General features: G+C 63.5%; 19 protein-coding genes. 10 read left to right on the top strand and 9 right to left on the bottom strand.

Going from position 1 to position 24,035, the window contains the following annotated elements; genetic code table 11:
* The first annotated feature begins 46 nt into the window (after positions 1-46).
* The gene (rarD, locus tag BUQ73_RS00480) at positions 47-934 is read left to right on the top strand and encodes an EamA family transporter RarD (protein ID WP_079226284.1); all 888 of its coding nucleotides are present in this window, start codon (positions 47-49) and stop codon (positions 932-934) included.
* A 348-nt stretch (positions 935-1,282) separates the two neighbouring features.
* On the opposite strand, the gene BUQ73_RS00475 is transcribed toward rarD, so the two are convergent.
* Complete coding sequence (locus tag BUQ73_RS00475) at positions 1,283-1,801, bottom strand: glycine cleavage system protein R (protein WP_079226283.1); 519 nt, start codon at positions 1,799-1,801, stop codon at positions 1,283-1,285.
* Positions 1,802-2,257: 456 nt separating this feature from the next.
* Between BUQ73_RS00475 and BUQ73_RS00470 the strand changes: the two genes are divergently transcribed.
* Positions 2,258-4,435, top strand: coding sequence for a malate synthase G (locus tag BUQ73_RS00470; RefSeq protein WP_079226282.1), 2,178 nt, complete (start codon positions 2,258-2,260; stop codon positions 4,433-4,435).
* Between the two features lie 147 nt (positions 4,436-4,582).
* On the opposite strand, the gene BUQ73_RS00465 is transcribed toward BUQ73_RS00470, so the two are convergent.
* Positions 4,583-5,026, bottom strand: a complete 444-nt coding sequence (locus BUQ73_RS00465; RefSeq protein WP_079230459.1) for a response regulator — start codon at positions 5,024-5,026, stop codon at positions 4,583-4,585.
* A 214-nt stretch (positions 5,027-5,240) separates the two neighbouring features.
* Between BUQ73_RS00465 and BUQ73_RS00460 the strand changes: the two genes are divergently transcribed.
* The 8 genes from BUQ73_RS00460 to BUQ73_RS00430 all read left to right on the top strand — a co-directional run bounded on the left by BUQ73_RS00460 (position 5,241) and on the right by BUQ73_RS00430 (position 16,921).
* On the top strand, positions 5,241-7,178 hold the full coding sequence (locus BUQ73_RS00460; RefSeq protein ID WP_079226281.1) for a DUF294 nucleotidyltransferase-like domain-containing protein: 1,938 nt from the start codon (positions 5,241-5,243) through the stop codon (positions 7,176-7,178).
* Positions 7,175-7,885, top strand: coding sequence for a PolC-type DNA polymerase III (locus tag BUQ73_RS00455; protein ID WP_079226280.1), 711 nt, complete (start codon positions 7,175-7,177; stop codon positions 7,883-7,885). The genes BUQ73_RS00460 and BUQ73_RS00455 overlap by 4 nt, the downstream gene beginning before the upstream one ends.
* Positions 7,886-8,258: 373 nt before the next feature.
* Positions 8,259-8,777 (top strand): RNA polymerase sigma factor, encoded by a 519-nt coding sequence (locus BUQ73_RS00450; protein ID WP_079226279.1) that lies wholly within the window; start codon positions 8,259-8,261, stop codon positions 8,775-8,777.
* The gene (locus BUQ73_RS00445; protein WP_079226278.1) at positions 8,774-9,730 is read left to right on the top strand and encodes a FecR domain-containing protein; all 957 of its coding nucleotides are present in this window, start codon (positions 8,774-8,776) and stop codon (positions 9,728-9,730) included. The genes BUQ73_RS00450 and BUQ73_RS00445 overlap by 4 nt, the downstream gene beginning before the upstream one ends.
* Before the next feature lie 258 nt (positions 9,731-9,988).
* Positions 9,989-12,421 carry a TonB-dependent siderophore receptor gene (locus tag BUQ73_RS00440; RefSeq protein WP_079226277.1) on the top strand — a complete coding sequence of 811 codons (2,433 nt, stop codon included), beginning with the start codon at positions 9,989-9,991 and terminating at the stop codon, positions 12,419-12,421.
* Positions 12,422-12,561: 140 nt separating this feature from the next.
* Positions 12,562-13,674: a PepSY-associated TM helix domain-containing protein gene (locus BUQ73_RS00435; RefSeq protein WP_079226276.1), complete on the top strand. Its 1,113-nt coding sequence runs from the start codon at positions 12,562-12,564 to the stop codon at positions 13,672-13,674.
* Positions 13,671-13,847 carry a hypothetical protein gene (locus BUQ73_RS28435; protein WP_192858678.1) on the top strand — a complete coding sequence of 59 codons (177 nt, stop codon included), beginning with the start codon at positions 13,671-13,673 and terminating at the stop codon, positions 13,845-13,847. Before BUQ73_RS00435 ends, BUQ73_RS28435 begins: the two co-directional genes overlap by 4 nt.
* A 71-nt stretch (positions 13,848-13,918) precedes the next feature.
* Positions 13,919-16,921 carry a dermonecrotic toxin domain-containing protein gene (locus BUQ73_RS00430; protein ID WP_079226275.1) on the top strand — a complete coding sequence of 1,001 codons (3,003 nt, stop codon included), beginning with the start codon at positions 13,919-13,921 and terminating at the stop codon, positions 16,919-16,921.
* Here the strand turns inward: BUQ73_RS00430 and BUQ73_RS00425 are convergent.
* Genes BUQ73_RS00425 through waaF form a run of 7 tightly spaced genes read right to left on the bottom strand, consistent with a single transcriptional unit; the run spans position 16,894 to position 23,854 of the window.
* Positions 16,894-18,336, bottom strand: coding sequence for a lipopolysaccharide kinase InaA family protein (locus tag BUQ73_RS00425; protein ID WP_079226274.1), 1,443 nt, complete (start codon positions 18,334-18,336; stop codon positions 16,894-16,896). The two genes, BUQ73_RS00430 and BUQ73_RS00425, sit on opposite strands and share 28 nt — an antisense overlap.
* Entirely contained in the window at positions 18,336-19,088 is a 753-nt protein-coding gene (locus BUQ73_RS00420) for a lipopolysaccharide kinase InaA family protein (protein WP_079226273.1), read from the bottom strand. The genes BUQ73_RS00425 and BUQ73_RS00420 overlap by 1 nt, the downstream gene beginning before the upstream one ends.
* On the bottom strand, positions 19,085-19,819 hold the full coding sequence (locus BUQ73_RS00415; protein WP_027917522.1) for a lipopolysaccharide kinase InaA family protein: 735 nt from the start codon (positions 19,817-19,819) through the stop codon (positions 19,085-19,087). Before BUQ73_RS00415 ends, BUQ73_RS00420 begins: the two co-directional genes overlap by 4 nt.
* A complete protein-coding gene (rfaP, locus tag BUQ73_RS00410; protein ID WP_079226272.1) occupies positions 19,819-20,625 on the bottom strand; it encodes a lipopolysaccharide core heptose(I) kinase RfaP in 807 nt (268 codons plus the stop codon). The genes BUQ73_RS00415 and rfaP overlap by 1 nt, the downstream gene beginning before the upstream one ends.
* Positions 20,622-21,746 (bottom strand): glycosyltransferase family 4 protein, encoded by a 1,125-nt coding sequence (locus tag BUQ73_RS00405; RefSeq protein WP_079226271.1) that lies wholly within the window; start codon positions 21,744-21,746, stop codon positions 20,622-20,624. Before BUQ73_RS00405 ends, rfaP begins: the two co-directional genes overlap by 4 nt.
* Positions 21,746-22,804 (bottom strand): lipopolysaccharide heptosyltransferase I, encoded by a 1,059-nt coding sequence (waaC, locus tag BUQ73_RS00400; RefSeq protein WP_079226270.1) that lies wholly within the window; start codon positions 22,802-22,804, stop codon positions 21,746-21,748. Before waaC ends, BUQ73_RS00405 begins: the two co-directional genes overlap by 1 nt.
* Positions 22,805-23,854 (bottom strand): lipopolysaccharide heptosyltransferase II, encoded by a 1,050-nt coding sequence (gene waaF, locus BUQ73_RS00395; RefSeq protein WP_079226269.1) that lies wholly within the window; start codon positions 23,852-23,854, stop codon positions 22,805-22,807.
* Between the last annotated feature and the right edge of the window lie 181 nt (positions 23,855-24,035).

Below are 24,035 nucleotides of genomic sequence, written 5' to 3'. Positions count from 1 at the left end.
CGCCTCTGTCTACAATAGGCGTCGCTTTATTCAGCAAGGATTCACCATGCAAGCTGCAAACCCGCGCCGCGGGTACCTTCTGGGCCTTGGTGCCTACATCATCTGGGGCTTGTTCCCGCTGTACTTCAAAGCTATCCAGAGCATTCCGGCGGTGGAAATCATCGTCCACCGTGTACTCTGGTCGGCGCTGTTCGGTTCACTGTTGCTGCTGGTGTGGAAGCACCCCGGCTGGTGGCGCGAACTGCGTGAAAACCCGCGCCGGCTGGCGATCCTGGCCCTGAGCGGTACGTTGATCGCCGGCAACTGGCTGACCTATGTCTGGGCGGTCAACAACGGCCGCATGCTCGAAGCCAGCCTGGGCTACTACATCAACCCTTTGATCAATGTGCTGCTGGGCATGCTGCTGCTTGGCGAGCGCCTGCGCCGCCTGCAATGGCTGGCGGTGGCCATGGCGGCGCTAGGTGTTGCGCAGCAGGTATGGCAGGTAGGCAGCCTGCCGTGGGTGTCGCTGGTACTGGCTCTGAGCTTCGGCTTCTATGGCCTGATCCGCAAGCAGGCACCGGTTGCCGCACTGCCTGGCCTGGTAGTGGAAACCTGGATGCTGGTGCCACTGGCGCTGGGCTGGATGTTGCTGCACCCGGCGGCGATGAGCGCCCAGAGCGAGTTCTACACCAGCAGCCAGGCATTGTGGCTGATGGCTGCAGGCCCGGTGACCCTGGTGCCGCTGGTGTGCTTCAACGCCGCTGCGCGTCACCTGCCCTACACCACGCTGGGCTTCCTGCAGTACCTGGCGCCGACCCTGGTGCTGCTGCAGGCAGTGCTGCTGTTTGATGAGCACCTGTCGTCGAGCAGCCTGATTGCGTTCATCTTCATCTGGGCGGGATTGGCGGTATACAGCGTCGACGCCTGGTTGAACCTGCGCAAGCGTGCCTGATCAAAAAACGATCAAAACCTTGCAGGCCACGTCGTTCGTGGCCTGCAGCAATATCTCCAGAGGTTATCCACACCCTCGTCCCCGTGCTTTGTGCACAAGCAACTGATTTTTGTACGTTTTTTGCTCAAACCTCGGGAGCGCTTGCCACGCCTGGGCTGGAGAGGTGCACCCCCAGCTTATCCACAGGGCCTTCCCCGTGAAACCGGGATAACCGCAGGGGGCCGCTTCGCGCCCCTTTCCGACCGGCCCGGCGCCCCGGCAAGGCCGCTCCTACAGACGATCGCGTTCCCCTGTAGGAGCGGCCTTGTGTCGCGAAAAGGACTGCGAAGCGGCCCCGGCATTCTCCGATTAGTCCTCCGGTCGCAACTTCAACTCGACCATCAAGTCATCCGCCAGGCTTTCCAGCTTTTGCTGCAGGTCATCCAGCGACAAGGTCAGCGGCAACGCCAGCAAGGCATCAGCATGGAACAGCGGCTCACTGCTCATCGGTGCCGGCCGCACTTCGGTGGTGAAGCGCTCCAGGTTCACCCCATGATCCGCCAGCAGGCGGGTGATATCGCGCACGATCCCCGGGCGGTCATTGCCCACCAGCTCCATGGCAATCGGTTTCCAGGTGCAGGACGGTTCTATGCCACTCTCGGCAATAAGCACACGAATATCGTATTGCCCCAGGGCCTGCAGAGACTTCACCAGCTCGTCATAACTTTCCGCCGGCACCGCTACCCGCAGGATCCCGGCGAACTGCCCGGCCATCCGCGACATGCGGCTCTCCAGCCAGTTGCCGTTATGATCGGCAATGCACTGGGCTATGCGCTCCACCTGGCCGGCCTTGTCCGGGGCAATCACGGTCAATACAAGATGATCCACAGGGGCTTCCTCTGCTTCGAGCCGCCCTAAGCGGCGGAAATACGGGGGATCGACTCAGTATAGGCAAGGCGCGGCAACCTGCCGCAGGGCCGTCCGCGGAACTAATCGTGTACTGTTTCAAGATTTATCTGGAACAATCCACCGGTTTTTTGCGAACATACCAATTCCCAGCGTGACCCAACGCGACCACCCGGTCGCAGAGCGACGCTTTTAGTCTGATGTTTACCTGCCTGCTGCTTCATGTAGTATGCGCTGGCGCGGACTACAAAACGTCGTTTCGATGTCTGCCAAGGCGCCTGTGAAAATACGCCAACCGCCCGCCAGCCTGCCTGGCGAGCTGCACCCAGCCGCTCTCGTGAGTGGCGAGAGCATGAACTGGTGCCGTGTTTAGAGAAGCGCTACAGGCTTAATACAGAAGAGCGAAAGCGAAATAGCTGAGCAGAGGTGAGGCAAGCAATGACTGGATACGTTCAAGTCGGTGGCCTTCAGGTCGCCAAGGCCCTGTATGACTTCGTCAACAACGAAGCGATCCCTGGAACCGGCATCAAAGCCGATGCGTTCTGGGCCGGGGCGGAAAAGATCATCAACGACCTCGCCCCCAAGAACAAAGCCCTCCTGGCCAAGCGCGACGAGCTGCAAGCCAAGATCGACGCCTGGCACCAGGCACGCAAAGGCCAGGCACACGACGCCGTAGCCTACAAAGCATTCCTCCAGGAAATCGGCTACCTGCTGCCACAAGCCGACGATTTCCAGGCCACCACCCAGAACGTGGACGAAGAAATCGCCCACATGGCCGGCCCGCAGCTGGTCGTCCCGGTGATGAACGCCCGCTTCGCCCTGAACGCCGCCAACGCCCGTTGGGGTTCGCTGTACGACGCGCTGTATGGCACCGATGCCATCAGCGATGAAGGCGGCGCCGAGAAAGGCCAGGGGTACAACAAGCTTCGTGGCGACAAGGTCATTGCCTTCGCCCGCGCCTTCCTCGACCAAGCCGCACCACTGGCGGCCGGCTCCCACGTCGACTCCACCGGCTACCGTATCGAAGGCGGCAAGCTGGTCGTTGCCCTCAAAGGCGGCAGCAACAGCGGCCTGCGTGATGACGCACAGCTGATCGGCTTCCATGGCGACGCCAAGGCGCCGACCGCCGTGCTGCTCAAGCACAACGGCCTGCATTTCGAGATCCAGGTCGACGCCAGCACGCCAGTCGGCAGCACCGATGCCGCCGGCGTCAAAGACATCCTGATGGAATCGGCACTGACCACCATCATGGACTGCGAAGACTCGGTCGCCGCCGTCGATGCCGATGACAAGGTCATCGTCTACCGCAACTGGCTGGGCCTGATGAAGGGCGACCTGGCCGAAAGCGTGAGCAAGGGTGGCAAGACCTTCACCCGCACCATGAACCCGGACCGCGAATACGCCGCTCCCAATGGTGGCAGCGTAACCCTGCACGGTCGTTCGCTGCTGTTCGTGCGCAACGTAGGTCACCTGATGACCAACCCGGCGATTTTCGATGGCCAGGGCAACGAAATCCCTGAAGGCATCCAGGACGGTCTGTTCACCAACCTGATCGCCCTGCACAACCTCAACGGCAACACCACCCGCAAGAACACCCGCAGCGGCAGTGTGTACATCGTCAAGCCGAAGATGCACGGCCCAGAAGAAGTCGCCTTCGCCGCCGAGATCTTCAGCCGCGTCGAAGACCTGCTGGGCATGCCGCGCAACACCGTCAAGGTCGGCATCATGGACGAGGAGCGCCGTACCACGGTCAACCTGAAGTCCTGCATCAAGGCTGCCGCCGAGCGCGTGGTGTTCATCAACACCGGCTTCCTCGACCGCACCGGTGACGAAATCCACACCTCGATGGAAGCCGGCGCCGTAGTGCGCAAGGGCGCCATGAAGAACGAGAAGTGGATCGGCGCCTACGAGAACAACAACGTCGACGTGGGCCTTGCCACTGGCCTGCAAGGCCGTGCGCAGATCGGCAAGGGCATGTGGGCCATGCCTGACCTGATGGCCGCCATGCTCGAGCAGAAGATCGCTCACCCGCTGGCAGGCGCCAACACAGCCTGGGTACCGTCGCCAACCGCCGCCACCCTGCACGCCCTGCACTACCACAAGGTCGATGTGCAGGCACGTCAGCGCGAGCTGGCTTCGCGCACGCCGGCGTCGGTCGATGACATCCTGACCATCCCGTTGGCAGCCGACACCAACTGGTCGGCTGAAGAGATCCGCAACGAGCTGGACAACAACGCCCAGGGGATCCTCGGCTACGTGGTGCGCTGGATCGACCACGGCGTGGGTTGCTCGAAAGTGCCGGACATCAACAACGTCGGCCTGATGGAAGACCGAGCCACCCTGCGCATCTCGGCCCAGCTGCTGGCCAACTGGCTGCGCCATGGCATCGTCAGCGAAGAGCAGGTGGTAGAGAGCCTCAAGCGTATGGCTGCTGTGGTCGACAAGCAGAACGCAGGTGACGCCCAGTACCGTCCGATGGCGGCGAACTTCGACGACAACGTGGCCTTCCAGGCTGCGGTGGAGTTGGTGCTCGAAGGTGCCAAGCAACCGAACGGCTACACCGAGCCGGTGCTGCACCGCCGTCGCCGCGAGTTCAAGGCGCGTAACGGTCTGTAAGCTACATCTGCGACAGGGGGCCGCCTTGCGGCCCAATCGCGACACAAGGCCGCTCCCACAGGGATACCGCAAGCTTCAAACCTTGCGCTGTACTTGTGGGAGCGGCCTTGTGTCGCGATAGGGCTGCGAAGCAGCCCCAGTCCTGCACTACTCGATTTTCAGTTCCTTTTTTACCAGCCCCAGCAATTTCCCCAGATCCACCGGCTTCAGCAGAAAATCCACCACCCCCAGGTGCATCACATCCACCGCCTCCTTCACATCGGTGTCGCCCGACACCACGATGATCGACAACGCCGCCCGCTCCGACTCGCGAATCTGCCGGATCAGTTCCAGGCCATCGTTGGGCTGCATGCGCAGGTCAGTGATCATCAGGGCGATGCGCGGTTCGTAGTGCAGTTTGAGCATTGCCTCCTGCGCCCCGTCAGCAGTCATGCTCTCGATGCCCCTGCTCTTCAGGTACAGCTTCAGCGCCTCGCTGTTGACCGGGTTGTCATCGACAACCAGTACCACAGGACTCGGCGCAACAGGTGCGCTCACCACGGCCAACGCCTCGCGTTCGGCGTCACTCAGGATGTCGTCATGCTCAGCCATGGTCATCTCGTCAAAAAAATCCCGCTCAGTGATTAGGACCGCAAAAGCCCCGTAACCCGGCTCGCCTTTCGTCGGGCCTTTGACAGCCAGGGCTCACTAGACTTACGTCCAATGGGCACCACCCCGCTGCCAGCCGACCATGGGAGCCGAGAACAACAAGGCCGGCACCTATATATAGATATATATAGTTCGGCGTAGCGATACGGTCAGTGTCATGAGCAAAAAGGACGCCTACAACCAGGCGGGTAGAACGGCAGTACTGCAGAACATCCAGGGCACCTTGCAGTTCCTGCAGCGTTTCCCGCCGTTCAACCAGATGGAGCAGAGCCATCTGGCCTTTCTGGTGGAACAATGCCAGCTGCGCTTCTATGCCAGTGGCGAAAGCATCATCAAACCCACGGACGGGCCAGTCGAGCACTTCTACATCGTCAAGCAGGGCCGTGTGGTCGGCGAGCGCCAGCACCTGGTCAAGCCCGGGGTGGAAACCACCTTCGAGATCACTGGCGGCGAATGCTTCCCGCTGGCGGCACTGCTTGGCGAGCGGGCGACGCGCACCGAACACCTGGCGGGCGAAGACACCTTCTGCCTGCAACTGAACAAAGCCGCGTTCATCCGCGTGTTCTCGATGTCGGAAGTGTTTCGAGATTTTGCCCTGCGCGGGGTCAGCAGCCTGCTCGACCAGGTCAATCAGCAAGTACGTCAACGCGCGGTGGAAACCCTCGGCACCCAGTACTCGCTGAATACCCCGCTTGGCGAACTGGCCATGCGTCACCCGGTGGTCTGTGCGCCGGATACGCCGCTGCGCGAGGCTGTGCGGCTGATGCATGAGCAGCAGGTCGGCAGCATCGTGGTGATCGACCCGCAGCGCTACCCAGTGGGCATCTTCACCCTGCGCGACCTGCGCCAGGTGGTGGCCGCCACCGATGCCGACCTCGGCGCGCCGATCGAGCAGCACATGACCGCCAGGCCGTTCTACCTCAGCCCCCAGGCCAGCGCCTTCGATGCGGCCATGGCGATGACCGAACGTCACATCGCCCACGTCTGCCTGGTGGACAACCAGCGCCTGTGTGGCGTGGTGTCGGAGCGCGACCTGTTCTCCCTGCAGCGGGTCGACCTGGTGCACCTGGCGCGTACCATCCGCCATGCGCCACGCCTCGATTCGCTGGTGCAGCTGCGCGGCGAGATCGGCCAACTGGTAGAGCGCATGCTCGCCCACGGCGCCTCCTCGACGCAGATCACCCAGATCATCACCCTGCTCAACGACCACACGGTGTGCCGGGTGATCGAGCTGGCCATTGCCGAACGTGGCGACCCCGGCGTGCCTTTCAGCTGGCTGTGCTTCGGCAGCGAAGGGCGCCGCGAGCAGACCCTGCACACCGACCAGGACAACGGCATCCTCTTCGAAGCTGCCGACGACGCTGAAGCCGAGGCCATTCGCGCGCGCCTGTTGCCCCTGGCGCAGTACATCAACCAGTGCCTGGCCCAATGCGGCTTCACCCTGTGCAAGGGCAACGTCATGGCCGGCAACCCCGAGCTGTGCCTGTCACGCGCGCAGTGGGCACGGCGCTTTGCCGGCTTCGTACGTGAGGCCAGCCCGGAGAACCTGCTGGGTTCGAGTATCTACTTCGACCTGCGCGTGGTCTGGGGCGATGAACACGGCTGTGAACAACTGCGCCGGCAACTGCTGGAGCAGGTGGCGGACAACCGCATCTTCCAGCGCATGCTGGCCGACAACGCCCTGCGCCAGCGCCCCCCGGTGGGCCGCCTGCGCGAGTTCGTGCTGACCCGCCAGGGCAACGACAAGGCCGCCACCCTCGATCTCAAGGTCCAGGGCCTGACGCCTTTCGTCGATGGCGCGCGCCTGCTGGCCCTGGCCAATGGCATTGCCGCCTGCAACACCCTGGAACGCCTGCGCCTGCTGGTCGACAAGGGAGTCATCGAAGCGCTCGACGGCGCCGCTTATGAAGAGGCCTACCACTTCATTCAGCAAACCCGCATGCAGCAGCACCAGCGCCAGACCCGCGACAACCTGCCGTACTCCAACCGCGTCGACCCGGACAGCCTCAACCATCTGGACCGGCGCATCCTGCGCGAATCCCTGCGCCAGGCCCAGCGCCTGCAGAGCAGCCTGGCCCTGCGGTATCAGTTATGAGCCTGTTCGCCTGGCTGCGCCCTGCCGCCCCGCTGCTGAGCGATGCCTTGCGCCAGCGCCTGGCACGGCTGCCCAAGGCCAGGCCACTGGGCGTGTGCGCGTTGCGCGAGCAGCGCTGGGTCGTGCTCGACCTGGAAACCAGTGGCCTGAACCCCAATCGTGACCAAGTGTTGTCGATCGGCGCAGTGGCCATCGAGGACGGGGCGATCGATTTCGCTCAGCAGTTCGAACGCACCCTGCACCGCCCAGAACAGAAAACCAACGCCAGCGTGCTGATCCACGGCCTTGGGCCAAGTGCCCTGGCTGCTGGCTGCGACCCGGCCGAGGCCTTGCTCGACCTGCTTGAATTCATTGGCGACAGCCCGGTACTGGCGTTCCATGCGCCGTTCGACCAGCGCATGCTTGCGCGTGCCTTGAAGGAAAGCCTGGGCCATCGCTTGCAGCTGCCCTTCCTCGACGTGGCGGAGCTGGCACCGATGCTCAACCCCGACACCGTCCTGCGCGAGGCCGGGCTGGACGACTGGGTGGCGCGCTTTGGCCTGCAGGTCGATGAGCGTCACCATGCCAGCGCCGATGCACAGGTCACGGCAGAGCTTGCACTGATCCTGTTCAGCCAGGCACGGCGCCAGCAACTCGACAGCCCGTTGCAACTGGAACAGCGACTGCGGGGGTGGCGCAGGCGCGCAGTGCATAACCACGGGCTTTAGAGGTTCAGGGCTTGAGGGGTTTTGCGCCTGAGAGATCGAGCGCCGCCCGCGCGGCGCATCGCGGATGAATCCGCTCCTACATCTATTGCAACGTGCCGAACCTGTAACGCCATGGTCGCCTGCCTTGGCGCATGACGTGAGCCTTACAAAGAAGGCTGACAACCATGGCCTCACAGGCATGGCCACGTTGCAACAAATGTAGGAGCGGATTCATCCGCGATGCGCCGCGCGGGCGGCGCTCGATCTCACAGGCGCTGCAAGACCAAGCTCTGATGATGGCAATCCGATAAGCGTCCATTGCACCCCACCCCCCGCCTCTGCAACAATCGCGAATAATTATCGTTAGTTAATGCATTCGTTCCGGGGACGCTGCATGTCTTCTGCCCACAGCCCACACGCCGAACTGGTCGGCTCGTTATACCGCGACCATCGCGGCTGGCTGCTTGCCTGGCTGCAACGCAGCATGGCCTGCCGTCAGCGTGCCGAAGACCTGAGCCAGGACACCTTCGTACGCCTGCTCGGCCGCGAGCAGCTGGACACCCCGCGCGAGCCGCGGGCCTTCCTCGCCGCCGTGGCCAAGGGCCTGATGTTCGACCACTTCCGCCGCGCAGCACTGGAGCAGGCCTACCTGGCCGAGCTGGCGTTGATCCCCGAAGCCGAACACCCGTCCCCGGAAACCCAGCACCTGATCCTCGAAGACCTCAAGGCCATCGACCGCCTGCTCGGCAAGCTGTCGAGCAAAGCCCGTGCAGCCTTCCTGCACAACCGCCTGGATGGCATGGGCCATGCCGAAATCGCCGAACGCCTGGGTGTTTCGGTGTCGCGCGTGCGCCAGTACATCGCCCAAGGCATGCGCCAGTGCTACGTGGCTCTTTACGGGGAACCGACGTGAACAACACACCGGTTTCGTGGCAGGTGCTGGAAGCCGCCATTGCCTGGAAGATGAGCCTGGACGATGGCAGCGGCACGCCTGACGAACGCACCGAATTCATCCGTTGGCACGCCGCCAGCGAGGAACATGCCCGAGCCTGGCGCCAGCTCGGCGCCCTCGACCAACGCGTCAGCGTGGCCGCCGGCCCTGCGCGCCAGGCCCTGCTGCAATCTCGCGCGGGTTTGCGCCGGCGCATCGGCAAAGTCGGTGGCGGGCTGGCCGGGATGTTCCTGCTCGGTTCGCTACTGGCCTGGGTCGGTGCTCCGTCACTGGCGCCCAGCTACTGGCTGGCCGATCAGCGCACCGCCACTGGCGAACTGCGCACCTTGCGCCTGGAAGATGGCACGCTGCTGAGCCTGAACACCCACACCGCCGTCGACATCGACTACCAGGGCGAGCAGCGCCTGATCGTGCTGCATCAGGGCGAAATTTCGGTCGAGACCGGCCATGACGACCCACGCCCGCTGCTGGTGCGCACTGACGATGGCCGCCTGCGGCCACTGGGCACGCGCTTCCTGGTACGCCGTGAAGACCAGGGCACGCGCCTTGAGGTGCTGCAGTCGTCGGTAGCCGCCATGCCGCACAACAGCGGCGACGAACAGGTGCTGCGCGAAGGCCAGCAAGTGCTGATGAACAGCAACGGCCTGGGCCGGATAGGCCCGGTGCAAGCCGGGGCCGACGCCTGGACCCGCGGCATGCTGGTGGTCGACAACGTGCGCCTGGCCGACCTCTTGAAACAGCTGGGCCATTACCGCAACGGCCACCTGGGCGTGGCCGATGAAGTGGCCGACCTGCGCGTGACCGGCAGCTTCCCGCTGACCGATACCGACCTGGCCCTGGCTTCGCTGGTGCCGGCGCTACCGGTGAAGATCGAGCGGCATGCGCCGTGGTGGGTGACTGTCGTTCCCAAGTAAACCGGACTCCTCGCCTGTAGGAGCGGCCTTGCGTCGCGAAAGGGTGCGAAGCGCCCCCAGATATCAGCGCCACTGCTGAAATTGCCGGGGCTGCTTCGCACCCCTCTCGCGACACAAGGCCGCTCCTACAGACAATGAATCGGTGCAGGCGAAAGCCAGACTCAAATAATTCTCACTTTATTTCCGATTACCCCTGTCACTTCTCAAATCTCGCTCGGCAAGGAAGCAGTTAGCACTTATCCGTCGAGGAACCGCTGCATGTCCCGTGCCGTTGATCGTATCCTGCGTCCAAGCCTGATGGCCCTGGCCATTGCCATGGCCGCGCCATTGTCCAGCACTGCCCTGTTCGCCGCCGAGCAGTCCGCACCGCGCGCCTACAACCTGCCCGCCGCCCCGCTGGCCACCACCTTGAACCAGATCGCCAGCCAGTCGGGCATCGCCCTGGCCATCGACCCGGCACTGGTCAGCGGCCGTACCTCGGCCCCGGTCAATGGCCAATACAATGGTCTCGGCGCCCTGCAGGCCGCACTGCTGGGCACCGGCCTGCAACTGCAGCAGAGCAGCGTAGGTAGCTACAGCCTGGTCGCCGTTCCGGAGGGTGCCCTGGCCCTGCCGGAAACCACTGTGAATGCCGCCAGCGCTTCCGAAAGCGCCTGGGGCCCGGTGGACGGTTACCTGGCCAAGCGCACCGCCGCCGGTACCAAGACCGACACCGCACTGGTCGAAGTACCACGCTCGATCTCCGTGGCCACCCGCCAGCAGATGAGCGACCGTGGTGTGCACAGCCTCGACGACGCCGTGAAATATATGCCGGGCATCGTCTCGGCCAGCTTCGGCAGCGACACCCGCTACGACTGGATGCGCGTGCGCGGCTTCGAGCCGACCCAGTTCCTCGACGGCCTGCCACTGCCACGGGGCGTGTATGCCAACCCGAAAGCCGAAACCTGGAACCTCGACCGCCTGGCCCTGCTGCGTGGCCCAGCCTCATCGCTGTATGGTCAGACCCCGCCCGGCGGCCTGCTGGACATGGTCAGCCGCCGCCCGCAGGCTGAAAGCGCCAACGAGATCGAACTGCAGTACGGCAGCGACAACCATCGCCAGATCAACTTTGCCAGCACCGGCAAGATCGATGACCAGGGCCAATTCCTGTACAGCGTCAGCGGCGTGATCCGCGATGGCGGCACGCAGATCGACCATATCGACGACAAGCGCTACAACATTGCCCCGAGCCTGACCTGGAACATCGACGACGATACCTCGTTGACCCTGCTGACCCAGTTCACCCGCGACGACACCGGCGCCACCAGCCAGTTCCGGCCAGTCCAAGGCACCAAGATCGATATGCCGTTCGGCAAGGTTTCCCACCACAAGAACCTGGGTGACCCGGACTACGAGTTCTACGACCGCACCTACTACGCACTGGGCTACGCCTTCGAGCACCGCATCAACGATGTCTGGCAGTTCCGTCAGAACCTGCGCTACACCAAGACTGACCTGGCGTTCCAGACCATCACCCCCGGCAGCTATAACGCAACCACGCCGCCAGTGCAGGACGATGGCACCGTCAGCCGCATGTCCACCAACACCGATGAAGACATCAGCCAGTTCGCAGTGGACAACAACTTCCAGGCCGACTTCGCCACCGGCGACGTTACCCACACGCTGCTGCTGGGCCTGGACCACCAGCGCGTCAACACCAACTACCTGTCGATCTTCGGCTTCAACGTGCCGGACAGCAACGTGAACAACCCGGTCTACGGCGTTCCGATCACCCGCCCGGATCGCTCCACGGCGTTCTACGACTACGACCAGAAGACCCGTCAGACCGGCGTGTACATCCAGGACCAGATGGCCCTCGGCAACTGGCGCCTGACCTTGGGCGGTCGTGAAGACTGGGTGCACACCAGCACCAAGTTCCTCAACCAGGGTGATGCCACCAATACCCAGCGTGACAAGAAGTTCAGCGGCAACGCGGCCATCAGCTACGTGTTCGACTCGGGCTTCGTGCCGTATCTTTCGTATGCCGAGTCGTTCCAGCCCTCCAGCAACGCCGGGGTATCTGCAACGAAGTCTTTCAAGCCTACTGAAGGCGAGCAGTGGGAGTTGGGCGTCAAGTACCAGCCACCCGGTTCGAACACTCTGTTGTCGGCAGCCGTTTATGATCTGACGCAGAAAAACGTCGAAGTCAGCAACAATGTCGGCGGCGTCCCCGTCACCAGCCAGACCGGTGAAGTGAAAGTCCATGGCCTGGAGCTGGAAGCGGTTTCCGACGTCACCGAAAACCTCAAGCTGACTGCCGCCTACACCCTGGCGAAGTCGGAAGTGCAGGACGGCGAGTTCAAAGGCAACCGCCTGCAGCTGATGCCCAACCAGCAAGCCTCGCTGTGGGCCGACTACACCTGGCACAGCGGCGTGCTCGACGGTTTCGGCATCGGCGGCGGCGCGCGCTATACCGGCAACACCTATGGCGACCAGGCCAACACCTACCTGGGCAAGGCCAATGCCTACACCGTGTTCGACGCCTCGGTGCACTACGACCTCGGCCGCCTGAGCACCAGCCTCAAGGGCGCGTCGGTGGCGGTCAATGCCACGAACCTGTTCAACAAGGACTACATCTCCACCTGTGATTCGTACTACTGCTACTACGGCGATGAGCGCAGCGTCGTTGCCAGTGCTTCCTACAAGTTCTGAGTGAGCGGGGGCCGCTTGGCGGCCTTTCGCGACACAAGGCCGCTTCTACAAGGGACCGCACTCTCCTGTAGGAGCGGCCTCGTGTCGCGAAAGGGCTGCGCAGCAGCCCCACGGTCCAACAGACATAAATCGGTACCGTGATGAAAAGCCCAACCATCCGCCGCTGGTCGGTGATCCATACCTGGAGCAGCCTGGTCTGCACCCTGTTCCTGCTGTTGCTGGCGCTTACCGGCCTGCCGCTGATCTTCCACCACGAACTCGAACATCTGCTCGGCGATGCCCCAGAACTACGCGAGATGCCCGCTGGCACCGCGCAGCTGGACCTGCAACAGCTGGTCATCAAGGCCGAGCAGCACCGCCCCGGCGAGGTCGTGCAATACTTCGGCTTCGACGAGGACGAACCCAACGGCGTGCTCGCGATCACCGCTGCCACCGCCGGCACCGAACCCAATTCCTCGCACACCTTCATGCTCGACGCCCGCACCGGTGAGGCCGTGGCCATGCCGGCCGCCAACGGCGGCTTCATGATGATCATGCTGCGCCTGCACGTGGACATGTTCGCCGGGCTGCCCGGCAAGTTGCTTCTGGCGTTCATGGGCGTGCTGTTCGTCCTCGCCATCATCTCGGGCACCGTGCTTTATGCGCCGTTCATGCGCCGCCTGGACTTCGCCACAGTGCGCCACGACAAATCGCGCCGGCTGCGCTGGCTCGACCTGCACAACCTGATCGGCATCGTCACCCTGACCTGGGCGCTGACCGTCGGCGTCACCGGGGTGATCAGCGCGCTGTCCGACCTGGTCATCGCCGCCTGGCGCAACGACAGCCTGGCCGCCATGGTCGCGCCCTACCGCGACGCCCCGCCGCTAAGCCAGCGCGCGCCAGCCACGCATCTGCTGGAGATCGCCGAACGGGCAGCGCCCGGCATGCGCCCTGATTTCATCGCCTTCCCCGGCACCCGCTTCTCCAGCGAGCACCACTACGCCGTGTTCATGAAAGGCGCCACGCACCTGACCTCGCACCTGCTCACACCGGTGCTGATCGATGCGCAAACCCTGCAAGTGACCGCCGTTGGCGAACGGCCGTGGTACATGGACGCCATGGGCCTTTCACAGCCCCTGCACTTCGGTGATTACGGCGGGCGACCGATGCAGATCTTGTGGGCAACCTTGGACCTGCTGACCATCATCGTGCTCGGCAGCGGCCTGTACCTGTGGTGGGACAAACAGCGCAAAAGCAGAGGGACCCGCGTATGAGCCACAGATCGCAGCCGGCCAGGCGCATTTTCGCCTGGCCTGTCCTGATTGCCGCTCTGGGCGCCACAGGCTTGTTCGCCGCCCTGCTCGGTGACGGTTGGTTGGACAGCCTGGCCTGGCTCGGCCTGGGCGTCCCGGCGGGGTTGGCGGTGCGCGCCCTGTGCCGAAAATGAGGTAACAGGCTAACGCAGCCGACCGGCACGGTGGGCGCAGCATGCTCCGTTTTCACACCAGGAAACGGACCATGACACCGCTGCTACAACTCCAGGCGCTAGATGCTCAACTACAGGCACTGCTGCCACCGCTTCAGGGCATCGAGCTCAGCCTCGACCTGCGCTTGGCAGAGCTGTTCCCCGGCATGACCATCACTGCCCGAACGTTGCGTTTTGACCGTTTCAGCCTGCTCGAACTGGTCGGCTTTCATCTATTCGACGGCGGCACATTCAAGCTGCCAGCCGGTAGCCAACCGCAGCTCAAAGACCACCCCCAACTCAGGCTGCCCAACGACTTCGCTACTCACATTGGCAATTTTTGCTCGACGATCCGCCAGGACCCGCATGCGCGGCTACAGACTTATTGGCAGGAGCGTGACCGCCGGGGCCTGACGCGCGTGGTGCGGCTGGCCTCGCTGCTGCGAGATTACCTGGATATTGAGGCGCGCCTGCGCACATCCGACGAGACTTTGTCTGCAGAACATCGTCTATTGCTCAAGACCTGTATCGAATATCCCCACCCGTGGCAACGCCAGCACTTGCCCGCCACGGCCCGCCCCCAGGTATATCGACCGCTACTGTCTGCCACCGCGCCGAACTGGCGCAGCCATCTGCATGGCGTGCTGGTCCTCACCGAGCACGGCCCTGAAGGGCTGATCGCGCCCCAGGAGGCCGTAGGCAGGAGCATTCTGTACAGCGTCGGGCACGGTATCGAAGCATTCGACACTCTCGCCGACCTGCACCTGGAGCTCTGCGAGCGCCTCGACAACCCGCAAGAACGTGATGCTCTCGTTGCACTGTTAGTCGAACCTCACGACATGCAACGTGCACACGAAGCCGAGCGCCTGCGTTATGACTGGTTCACCGAGGATATCGCCCAGACCCAGGCAATGAGCGTGCGCGATGCTCACATCAAACGGCTTTCATATACCTGGCAACATGCGTGGAAAACTGGCCAGCAGCGCAGTATCGAGCAACTCGACAATACCCTCGCAACGGCCTTGAACCTGCAACCCGAAGTCAGTAGCAAAGGACTCTTGGCCAACCGCTACGGCCTTTTGCTGGAAAAACACCTGCCCAACTGGCTGCGTACTACCCCGGTAACAGGCGTTGCACACATCATGCAAGCGATGCAGGAACATGTAGCAGCCCTCGAAGCTACTGCCGCCTCAGGCATACCTACCCTTGAGCAGTTCAATCAACGCCACTCGTTGCTGGCCTGGGTACGCGAGCGCATAGGCGAGTTCTTACGGCGTGACCCCGGCATCGATACCCCCGCACAAGACATTTCAATCAGCGTGACCATGGCACGCCAGACTGGCCCGACTTTCAACATACTGTCCATCAGCTCCTACATACCTGTCGCCAGCAGACCGCAGGCTGGCGAAGGCATCGAACTGGTCAAGCACACTTATCGCCTTGACGAACTGGCACTACTCAATATTGCCTGGTTCGATGTCGATTACTGGCTGACCGCACGCGTACACCTTGACGGCGACCAGCCCCTCCCAGCCCTCACTCCGCTGAGGGTCAAACAGATAGTCCGGCGCCTGAATGCTGGCAGCGGGTATGAGGCCTTCTTGCGTACGCACCTGCTGAAATCGCCGCACGGCCAATGGCGCCAACGGGCATATAGCCAACTCAACCGGGCGCGTATGAACGCCGAAGCGGTAAAGGGACGATATGCCGGGCATTTTGAACGGGACACGTTCGATCAAGGCTATGGCTGGGCAAACACGGTGATCCACTCGCCCGACAGTCACACCCGCCCGCACTACAACGAACAACAAGTCATTGCTCGCCAGATCCTGATTCATGGTGAAACCGTGCAAGGGGTCTTCCTGCTCGTTTCACCAGAAAACACCCACCGTATCGTCGCCTACTGCCCTGATGCCCCTGACCGCCGCCCCTGGCGTGAATACCGCAATACGCGGGCACTCGTCAGAGCATTGCGCAGCGATGCGCAACTACGCAACTATGTGATCCAGCGCTTGCCATTAGGTAATGCCAAAGCCCTCGAAAAGCGCCTTGCAAAAGGTCGGCTGTCATCCTACATCGAGCTTCAAACAATCACTGGCAACCTCTACCACCGGCTCTACCGCGCAGAGGTCCAGGCACTGATCGCACAAACCAATGCATCCACCCGTAGCAATGAAGAACTACTGGGAGAGTTCTCGGTCAACGTGCTGAGACTATTGCTGGATATCGTCACGTTGGTGCTTCCGCATGCTGGCACGATCGCACTGGCATTCGGTCGTATGGGCATTTCAATCTGGGATGGTTTTGAAGCTTTTGAACGTGACGACCACGATGCAGCACTTCACCACGCCGTCGCCGCACTCGGGCATGCAACTGCCGGGCTCAACGACATGGCGGGGTCAGGGTTGATGCGACGGGTGATGCGTGGGCTCCCAAAACCGCCTCCCGTACCGCTGCCACCGCACTACGAAGCGGTAACCGAGGCGGCCAAGTTGCGTTACAAGATCGATGGCCTGCATGGCGAGGCCGTCTACGAGCAGGCATCCCCAGGCACCGGCCTGTCCCAGTATTACGTCAAAGACAACCTAGGCCGCTTATACAATGTCAGCTTCGACGGTACTCGCTGGCGCGCCATCGACCCGGACATGCCAAATGCGTACCTGAAGCTGCCCATCAAGCGCTGCCTGGATGGCAGTTGGGTAATCGACTCGCCCTTCCTCTGGTATGACGGCCTGCCAGATATCCAACAACTACTGGATGACTGTCGCCTGGCTTCGCCGAGGCAAGGCAGCCCAGACGAAGACGATGCAAACCTCCTGCAGGACAACACCCTGTCCTACGTGCTGCTAGGTACGCATCAGCTTCCCGTACGACGCCACCTGCTTGCAGGCCATTACCATCTGATATTGCCTGAACAACTGCGCGGCACCGTCCCCGCTTGGGCGGTGCTGCGCCGGCGCGACGATGAATGGCGTATCCGCGTGCGCCAGACCGGCCGCAGCAGCAACTGGCTGACACTACCGTCGGCTTACTCCGACAACCGCGGCAGTAGTTGATCCAGACGCTGGTACAAGGCACTGTTCTTGGGCCAATTACGCAGCAGCCGTGCGCGGTCACGAGCATAGGCCGGCGCTAAGCTGAGCTGGGTGGCATGCTGGCACATGGCATCGAGGTCGATCAGCGACCACTGGCCGTTCTGCCAGAACAGGTTATGGCCTTTGAAGTCGCCATGGCTGATGCGCTCGCGGATCAGCTGCTGCATCAGGTGCACCAGGGCATCAACCTGCTCTTCGGGGGCATCACCGTTTTCCACATAAGGTGCAAAGCACGCAGTCAGGTCCGGGCCGTCAGCGTACTCGGTAACCAGGAAGGCACGGCTGCGCAGGCCCATTACGCGCTGCTCCAGCACTGCCAAGGGTTTGGGCGTGGCGATGTCGAGGAACTCCAGGCGGTGCCCCTCGATCCACGAGTGCCAAGCCCGGCTCGGGCGCCAGAAGCGCTTGAACCAGTGCGCGGTGTTCTTGATGTTGTAGCGCTTGAGTACCAGCTTGCGGCCGTTTACCTCGATACGCGCCACGCTGGCGGCACCACCAGTTTTGTACAGGTGGCCCTTGTCGATCAGTTCATCCGCCTGCTCCAGCACCGGCAGCATGGCATCCACTTCATTGCGACGAATCGCCCGCAGGCCTGAAAGGCTACGTTCGACACTGAACAGGCTGCACTCGCGACCAGCCTTTTCCAGGTAGTCCTTCTGCCGCCAGCTGCGCACCTTGTCCACCTGCTTCTGCAGCGCTTCCAGCGGCAGCGCATGCTCGGCGTTGGCCAGCAGGTAATGCACCAGCAACTCTTCGATGAACGGCTCCAGGCGCTTGGGCAACTGGGCGAAGAACACCCCGAGGTTCTCCAGCACGCGCGGGCGTGAAAGTTGCTGGCCGGGCGTCTCGGCCTTGATGCCGGCGCCGTCGATCAGGTACAGCTTGCCGTCGTGACGCAACAGGTTGTCCAGGTGCAGGTCTTCCTGCCACAGGCCTTGTGCATGCATCTGCGCCACGGCAGTGAGGGCTTCGCCCAGCACCAGGTGCTGCTCGTCAGCCAGCACCGGCAGATCCTCTACCGCTGCCCAGGCATCGGCCAGGCTTTCGGCTCCGTCGAGGAACTCGAACAGCAGCCAGCCACCCTCGCCTTCCTTGAGGCCGTCGGCAAGCAGTTGTGGTGTGGTCAGGCCTTCTTTGGCCAGTAGCTTCACGCCATCCAGCTCGCGCTGGAAGTGCCGTGCGGCATTGCCGCCAACCAGCAGCTTGGCCAGCACCGGGGTGCCGCGCCAGATGCCAGCGCCGACATAGCGCTGACCGGGCAGCACCCGCAGCAGGCTGAACAACTGCAGGTCAGCCGTGCCGGCGGCATCGGCCAGGGTAATGCTCAGGGGGAGCGACGGGCTGCGCCCGGCCGCCTTGAGTTCAGACAAACGCATCAGCGGGCCTCTTTTTCACGACGGCGTTGCGTCAGGCGTTGCAGCCAGGTACCGACCAGTGCGCTGTCAGCAGGCTGCTGCAGGTAGGCGGCCAGCAACTGGCGAACATCTGCCTCGCCCCAGGCGGGGGCACGGCGCAGCAGCGGCTCAAGGTCCCGCAGGCGGTCACGCATGCCAAACAGCAGTGGCCGGGTCTTTTCCAGGTCGATCAGCTGCGCATCCCAGCCTTCGCGGCGTTGGCGCAGGAAGATGTGCTTGGGATAGAAGCAACCGTGCACCTGGCCGGCACCGTGCAGGGTGCGCGCCAACTGGCCGCAGGCCTTGAGGATGCCCGCCTGGGCGCCCTCGGCGAGCTGCGGCCACTGGGCCAGCAGGCCCTCCAGGTCGCTCCATTCGTCCAGCGCACGGGTCATCAGGATCGCCCGGTGCTGGCCTTTGTGCTTGCGTTCGCCGTAGAACACGGCCTGCAAAGCCGGAATGTGCAGCTTCTGGTAGCGGCTGATGTTGCGGAACTCGCGGGCGAAGGTCGGTTCGCCAAACGGCCGGTGCAAGGTGCGGGTCAGGTAGTCGCTCTGGCGCTTGAGGTAGTAGCCTTTGCCTTCGAGCTCCAGGCGGTAGACGCTGCTCCAGCCACCGCGGCCAGTATTGGGTTCGTCCACGGCGTCGAGTTGCAGCGCCCACAGCGCTTCGAAGTCGTTCAAGCCATGGCGTTTGAGCAGCGCGAGGTCCGCGCTGGCCAGGTAATCGGTCATTCCCTTCCCTCGAAGAAGCTCAGCACCTGGCGAATGCGCCGCTTGTCGCGCACATTCAGGCGCTGGCGCCCACGGTACTGCAGGTAGAAACGCAGGCGCTGGGTCGCCGACAGGTGATATTTGGCCACCTTGTCCAGGCAGGCCAGGTCTTTGATCATGCGGTGACGCCACATGAAACCACGCCAGAAGTCGCCGGTCGGGCAGTCGATGAAAAATAGCGTGCCCAGGTCGTCGACCAGCAGGTTGCGCCATTTCAGGTCGTTGTGGGCGAAACGGTGCTCATGCATCACCCGGGTGTGGCGCGCCAGCTGGCGGCTCAGCTTGTCGACCCAGACGCGGTCGGCCAGGCGTGGGTCGTTGCGTTCGGCCAACGCCGAGAGGTCTTCGGTACGCGGCAGTTCGCGGGTGATCATCGCGCCACGGCCAAAGGCCAGGCCTTTGCGTTCCAGCCCCCAGGCCACCACTTCGGCAGTGGGAATTTCCCACTTGGCGAACTGTTTGAGGTTCTGCCATTCGGCCTTGATGCGGGGCCGGCCCAGGTAGCGGCGCATGTGCTTGCCAGCACCGGTGTAGCGTTTGACGTAGTAGTTGACCCCGTCACGCTCGATGCGGATGACCTCGCTGAGTGGGTCACGCGTGAGGTGTTCACCCTTGAGGGCAAACACCGCATCGAGGCTGCCGAAGTCCGACGCCAGATGTTCGTAGCCTGGCGCCAGTGTCCAACTCGCCATCAGAGTGCATCCCCATAGCGTTGCTTGCGATCGTAAAGTTTCTGCGCCTTGCGTTCGAGCCAGGCGAGCAGCGCGGCCTCTTCGGCCAGAATCTGCCGCAGCGGGCGCTGGAAGTAGCCGCGCAGGAAGCGCAGCTTGTCGCGCCGCGTGAGGCCGATGTCCAGCGCCGAGAAATACAGCGCGGCCAGGTCCTTGTCGCGCCAACGGCGGCTGATTTTCGCCCGGGTCTGCGCGCGATGCAGGTCGATCACCGACAGTTTGAAGTCTTCAGGCGTCACCGGCTTGTCCGTGTGCAGCAGGAAGTGGCAGATGTAGCAGTCGCGGTGGTTGACCCCGGCGCGGTGCATGCCGCCGGTCATCTTCGCCACTTCAGCGATCAGCGCGCGCTTGAGGCGCGGCTCGGGCGGGTTCTTGACCCAGTCGATGCTGAAGTCTTCCAGGCTGATGGTCGGTGCCAGCTCTTCGGTGACGATGAACGAATGCTGAGTCGCCGGGTTGCTGCCGCGCTCGCCATAGGCCACGGCCGTCATGGTCGGCACGCCGACTTCATGCAGGCGCTGGATGGCCTGCCATTCCTGGCCGGCACCGAGCACCGGCAGCTTGGCGGTGAGCAGGTTCTTGAAGATCTCGCCCCAGCCAATGCCACGGTGGATCTTGACGAAGAAACCTTCGCCAGCGACCTCGGTACGCAGCGTGCGGCGGCCTTCCAGCTCGCGGTAGACCTCGCCTTGCAGCGCTTCCACGGCCTCGAAGGCGTCACGCCCGGCCCACAGGCGCTTGAAGGGTTCGGCCAATATCAGCTTCATGCGTTCTCCTGCCCCAGGATCACATCGGCAGCATGTTGCGGCATGCTGTACAGGTCGGCGCTGTCGGCAAAAGCCAGGCCGTTGCGCGACCAGCCAGCGCGGGCCTGCCCGTCTTCGAGCATGCGCTGCAGGTAGCCATTGAGCTGTTCCTGTTCGAACGGCTCGTCCAGCACCAGGCCGCAGTCGGCCTCGGCGATGTAATGGGCATAGCCGCAAACCTTGGACACCAGCACCGGCAGGCCGGCAACCAAGGCCTCGAGCAGCACCGTGCCAGTGTTCTCGTTGTACGCCGGATGAATCAGCAGATCGGCGCCCAGCAGGAAGCGCGGGATGTCGCTGCGGCCCTTGAGGAACTGCACCTGCTCGCCCAGGCCCAGGGTGGCGCTCTGCAGCTGGAACACCTTAGGGTCATCCTGGCCAATGACCATCAGCTTCGTGCGCTTGCGCAGCGCCGGAGGCAGCGCGGCCAAGGCCTTGAGGCTGCGGTCGACGCCCTTGGTCTTGAAGCCTGAACCGATCTGCACCATCAGCAAGTCGTCATCGCCCAGGTTGAATTCCTTGCGGAAATCGGCGCGGATCTCGGCGGCATTGGCCGGCGCACGACGGTCCTGGGAGATGCCCGGCGGCAGCAGGTGGAAGCGTTCCACCGGGGTGCCGTAGTGCTTGATGAACAGCGGCTGCTGCACTTCGGAAATCATCAACACTTCGGTGCGCGCGTCCTTGGCGAACACGGCGCGCTCGTACTCGGCGAAATGCCGGTAGCGGCCCCAGCGGCGGTACAGGCCGCCGCGCAGGGTCTGCGCCTTGTCTTCGAAGCAGCCGTCGGCGGCGTAGTAAACGTCCAGCCCCGGCATCTTGTTGAAGCCGATCAGGCGGTCGACCGGGCGCTTGGCCAGGTCCGCTTCCATCCAGGCGCTGAGCTTCTCGTTGCGCCGGTGGTTGAAGATCGCCTTGACCGGCGCCACCAGCACCTCGAAGCCCGGCGGGATGTCACCCTCCCAGATCAGCGTGTACACGCGGATCTGGTGGCCCCGCTTCTGGCATTCCAGGGCAATGCGCATGAAGTCGCGCTGCAGCCCGCCGAAGGGGAAATATTTGTAAAGCACGAAAGCCAGTTGCATCAACGAACATCCTCAGCCAGCAGCAGCGCGCTCAGGCGGCTCGCTACATGCTCGGGATTCAGGCGAGTGAAGCACAGCGGCCACTCGCGTTTCAGATCGAACCGGCGCTGGTCGTCAGCGCTCGGTTTGTAGGTGCATTTCTTCTGCAGGCACGGTGCGCAAGGGAAATCGCTGGCCTGGTGAACCTGCACGCGGCCATAGGCGCCAGTCAGGCCCGGGTTGGTCGGGCCGAACAGCGAAATGGTCGGCACATCCAGCGCTGCGGCCAGGTGGCCGAGGCCGGTATCCACCGCCACACAAGCCTTGGCCGCCGCCAGCACACGGGCGACGCCGGCAAGGTTCAATTTGGGGAGCACCTGGCAGTTGTTCAAGCCCTGGGCGATGCGCTCGGCGCGGGCCTTCTCGTCCGGGTTGCCCCACGGCAGGCGCACCTGCAGCTTGCGCCGGCCAAGGCGCTCGGCCAGTTCGCGCCAATAGGCTTCGGGCCAGTGCTTGGTCGCCCAGGTCGTGCCGTGCAGGAACACCACGTAGGGTGCGGCCGGCGGCAGCTGCAGGCGGTCGAGGTCGAGGCCGTAATGGCCGATGCCTTCCGGCAGGTCGTAGGCCAGGGCCATGGCGAACAGCTGGCGCACACGCTCCACGGCATGCTGGCCGACGGCAACCGACAGGGGCCGGTCGTAGAAGCGGCTGGCCCAGCCTTCACGGGCCGAGAAACGGTCCAGGCCGGCGACCGGTGCCTTGACGTAGCGGGTCAGCCAGGCCGACTTTACCAAGCCCTGGGCATCGATCACCAGGTCGTACTTGCGCTCGCGAACGCGCTGCTTGAACGCCTTCCACTCGCCGCTCCTGATCGTCTGCCAGATATTCTTGCGCCAGCGGCGGATCGCCACCGGGATGACCTGGTCGACCGCCGGGTGCCAGCTGGGGATCTCGGCGAAGCCTTCTTCCACTACCCAGTCGAAACGGATGCCCGGGATGGCATGGGCAGCGTCGGTAAGCGCCGGCAGGGTGTGGATCACATCACCCAGCGACGAGGTCTTGATGATCAGTACCCGCACTTAGTCGACCTCGGCCACGGTATCGATCAGGTTCGAGCCACCCAAGCTGTGCAGGGCGGCGATGACTTTGCCGGGCTCCAGCAGGCGCAGGCAGTTGTAATGGCCGAAGCGGCAGGTGCGGTCGAAGCACGGGCTGCACTCTATGCCGGTGCGCACCACTTCCACTTTTTCAGCCAGTGGCGGCGTGAAGCCTGGCGAGGTAGAGCCGTACACCGCTACCAGCGGGCGGTTCAGCGCGGCAGCCACGTGCATCAGGCCGGAATCGTTGGAGACCACGGCGTCGGCGCAGGACATCAGGTCGATGGCCTCGGCCAGCGAGGTTTCACCGGCCAGGTTGTACGACTCTTCACGCAAGCCCGGGATCAGCCGGTCACGGATCTGCTCACCGACCGGGTGATCGTTCTTCGAGCCGAACAGCCACACCTGCCAGCCCTGGCGGATCATCGCGTCGGCAACGTTGGCGTAGTGCTCAGACGGCCAGCGCTTGGCCTCGCCGAACTCGGCGCCTGGGCACAGCGCAAGTACCGGGCGGTCCAGCGCCAGGCCGAATTTGGCCAGCGCCGCCTCGCGGCTCTGCGCTTCGATCTGCAGGCTCGGCCGCGGATACGGCTGCGGCAGCTCGGCACCGGGCGCGTAGGCAAGCGCCATGAAGCGCTCGATCATCAACGGGTAGCGGGCCTTGTCCAGCTTGCGCACATCATTGAGCAGGCCAAAACGCATCTCGCCGCGCCAACCCGTACGCTTGGGAATACCCGCAAAGAACGGCACCAATGCCGATTTCAGCGAGTTGGGCAGCAGGATGGCCTGGTCGTACTGGCCGGCCAGGGACTTGCCGATGCGCCGCCGCGTGGCCAGCTCCAGCGCGCCGTGGCCGAGCGGGAAGCTCAAGGCCTGGCGTACTTCGGGCATGCGTTCGAGGATCGGCCGGCTCCACTCGGGCGCCAGCACGTCGATCACGCAGTCGGGGTGCTGCTGTTTCAGGCACTGGAACAGGGTCTGCGCCATCACCATGTCGCCGACCCAGCTGGGGCCAATGATCAGTATTCTCATGCTTAGTCCAGAAACGCTCGGGGAGGCTACAGGCTGCTTACAGCCTGGCCTCCCCTCTTTATATTCAGGCTATGTGGCGGACAGTGTACCACCGGGGAACCGCTGGGGCCGCTTCGCGCCCCTTTCCGACCGGTCCGGCGCCCCGGCAAGGCCGCTCCTACAAGGGAATGCGATCACCTGT

This window comes from Pseudomonas putida, assembly GCF_002025705.1.
In the GTDB taxonomy this organism is placed as follows: domain Bacteria; phylum Pseudomonadota; class Gammaproteobacteria; order Pseudomonadales; family Pseudomonadaceae; genus Aquipseudomonas; species Aquipseudomonas putida_J.
Note: the sequence above shows the minus strand (reverse complement) of the source record. Positions and strands in the feature narration are given on the sequence as shown.